Origin of the sequence: Mycobacterium sp. (assembly GCF_049585075.1) — a bacterium.
Classification (GTDB): Bacteria; Actinomycetota; Actinomycetes; order Mycobacteriales; family Mycobacteriaceae; genus Mycobacterium.
In genome coordinates this window covers 1-2,411 of the sequence record NZ_JBAUZA010000555.1, presented here as the reverse complement: position 1 = coordinate 2,411, position 2,411 = coordinate 1, and the positions used below count along the sequence as shown (strand labels likewise).

Here is a 2,411-nt window from a genome sequence, read left to right as displayed (position 1 = left end):
TCGCCGGTGCCATCGGTACCGTCGCCGTCGGCGCTTGGCAGAGCGCGCGCTACGCGCTGCGCCGCGAAGAGGCCGGGTGCGGCGGCGCCTGCGCGACTTGCACCCTCGCCTGTCGCTGAGCGGTGTGCATCGAAGCGCGTTGCCGCTGAAGGCCTTTCGACAGCCGCTTAGTTGCGGCTGATGTCGATCGGATGGGTGGCCAGCAGCGACATCGGCAGCGGCTGGCGGCGCAACACCCGACCCCACAGATCCACCCTAGGCTGCACGAGAACGTAAGATGGCAACGCCGACAGCACAATCCAGTCGTCGCGCTCGATCTCACCCTCGAGCTGGCCGATCGTCCAGCCGGAGTATCCGGCGAAGATGCGCACCCCCTCCACCATCGGGGCGATCGAGTCGGGGTCGGCGTCCAGATCGACCATCACCATCCGGCCGGCCACGTGTCGCAGCCCGGCCACGCCGTCCGGCTCGGCGCCGACCCGCAGCACCGCCAGGCACAGCGCTGCGTCACGCTTCACTGGTCCGCCGATGAACATCGTCTTCGGCTTCGCAGACAGCTTGGACCACTGCGGCAAAACGTTGTACACCGCGGTCTCACTAGGGCGATTGAGCACCACGCCCAGCGTTCCCCCGTCGTTGTGCTCGACGATGTAAATCACGCTGCGACGAAATGTCGGCTCAAGCAGATCCGTGTTGGCCAGAAGCAAAGTGCCCGCTCGCACACGCTGCGCGGCGGGAGCAATGAAGTCCTCCGGATCCTCGGGCTGAGCCACGAGTCCATCATGGCATCCGCGCGGGGCCGCTGTGGTGAACAAGAAGGGCGCTCCGCGATATTTGTACTGTTGTTAACAGGGTCCTGGGCTTGGGCTGTCTCGTTCGGGTAGCCAGGCCCACGGGGAAGTAGGTTCGGTGACTCACACGCGTGCACCCGTGGCCGTCTGGCGCTCGGTGCGCAGCTTGCCCGACTTCTGGCGACTGTTGGAATTGCGCATCGCTAGCCAGTTCGGCGACGGACTCTTCCAGGGGGGCTTGGCCGGGGCGCTGCTGTTCAACCCCGAGCGGGCCGCCCGCCCGTTGGCGATCGCCGGTGCCTTCGCCGTGCTGTTCTTGCCGTACTCGCTGCTGGGCCCGTTCGCCGGCGCGCTGATGGACCGTTGGGACCGTCGGCTGGTGCTGGTCGGCGCCAACCTGGGCCGATTGGTCTCGGTGGCCCTGGTGGGGATTTGCCTGGCCGTCGGTGCCCGCAACGGGCTGGTGCTGTGCGGCGCAGTGATTGTCAACGGGCTGTCCCGGTTCGTCTCATCGGGCTTGTCCGCCGCCCTGCCCCATGTGGTGCCCCGCGAGCAGGTGGTCACGATGAACTCGATCGCGTCGGCAACCGGTGCGGTCGCTGCGTTCATCGGCGCCAACTTCATGCTGGTGCCCCGCATGCTGGTCGGTTCCGGCGACGCCGGCGCCGCCTCGATCATCTTGCTGGTCACCGTCCCGCTGCTGATCGCGCTGCTGCTATCGCTGCGCTTCGACGACCATGTACTGGGTCCCGACGACACCCAGCGGGCGATCCACGGATCGGTCGTCTACGCGGTGATCACCGGGTGGATACACGGTATCCGCACCGTGCGACACCGCCCCACGGTCGCGGCCACCCTCTCCGGTTTGGCATCGCACCGGATGGTGTTCGGCATCAACACCCTGGTGGTGCTGCTGCTGGTGCGCAGCGGCGGCGCCGCATCTGTCGGTGCGTTGGGTGGTGCGATGTTGTTCCTAGCCGCCACCGGGATCGGGTCGTTTCTGGCCAATCTGGTGACCCCGCCCGCGGTGCGCCGCTGGGGCCGATATGCCACCGCCGGCGGGGCATTGGCGATCGCCGCGGCGATCCAAATCGCCGGGGCCGGTCTGCAGTTGGCGGTCATGGTGGCGTGCGGGTTCTTCCTGGGCGCGGCGGGCCAGGTGCTCAAGCTTTGCGCCGACACCGCAATTCAGATCGATGTGGACGACGCCCTGCGCGGACATGTGTTCGCCGTACAGGATTCGCTGTTTTGGGTCGCGTTCATCGGTGCAATCACCGCCGCGGCCACAGTCATTCCGCTCAACGGCCACTCCGCCGTGCTGATATTCGCCGGGACCGGGCTTTATCTGTGCGGACTGGCTGCCCACAGCGTCGTCGGGCGCCGCGCGCAGCTGGCTTAAGGTACACAGATGGCTGGTGTACAACAGATCGTCGCCGACCTGCGCGCCGAAAGCGACGAGCTGGATGCGCTGGTCGCGCCGCTTGCCGCCGATGGCTGGGCAGCGTCGACGCCCGCTGCGGGTTGGTCCATTGCGCATCAAATCGGACACCTGTTATGGACCGACCGCGTCGCGCTGACCGCGGTTACCGACGAGCCGGCCTTCGCCGCCCTGCTGGAAAT

At 67.2% G+C, this 2,411-nt stretch carries 3 protein-coding genes and 1 pseudogene; 3 read left to right on the top strand and 1 reads right to left on the bottom strand.

Translation table 11 applies throughout. The features are described from left to right. Window positions 1–119 (top strand): annotated as a pseudogene (locus WB785_RS25285) (hypothetical protein); the annotation flags it as partial. Between the two features lie 48 nt (window positions 120–167). On the opposite strand, the gene WB785_RS25280 reads toward WB785_RS25285, so the two are convergent. Beyond that, window positions 168–773, bottom strand: a complete 606-nt coding sequence (locus WB785_RS25280; protein WP_424082923.1) for a YqgE/AlgH family protein — start codon at window positions 771–773, stop codon at window positions 168–170. 136 nt (window positions 774–909) lie between these two features. Here WB785_RS25280 and WB785_RS25275 point away from each other — a divergent pair, with 136 nt between their 5' ends. Together WB785_RS25275 and WB785_RS25270 are read left to right on the top strand one after the other, a co-directional pair. Further along, the gene (locus WB785_RS25275) at window positions 910–2,190 is read left to right on the top strand and encodes an MFS transporter (RefSeq protein WP_424082921.1); all 1,281 of its coding nucleotides are present in this window, start codon (window positions 910–912) and stop codon (window positions 2,188–2,190) included. Between the two features lie 9 nt (window positions 2,191–2,199). Then, a partial coding sequence (locus tag WB785_RS25270; RefSeq protein ID WP_424082919.1) for a maleylpyruvate isomerase N-terminal domain-containing protein occupies window positions 2,200–2,411 on the top strand: 212 nt, incomplete at its 3' end.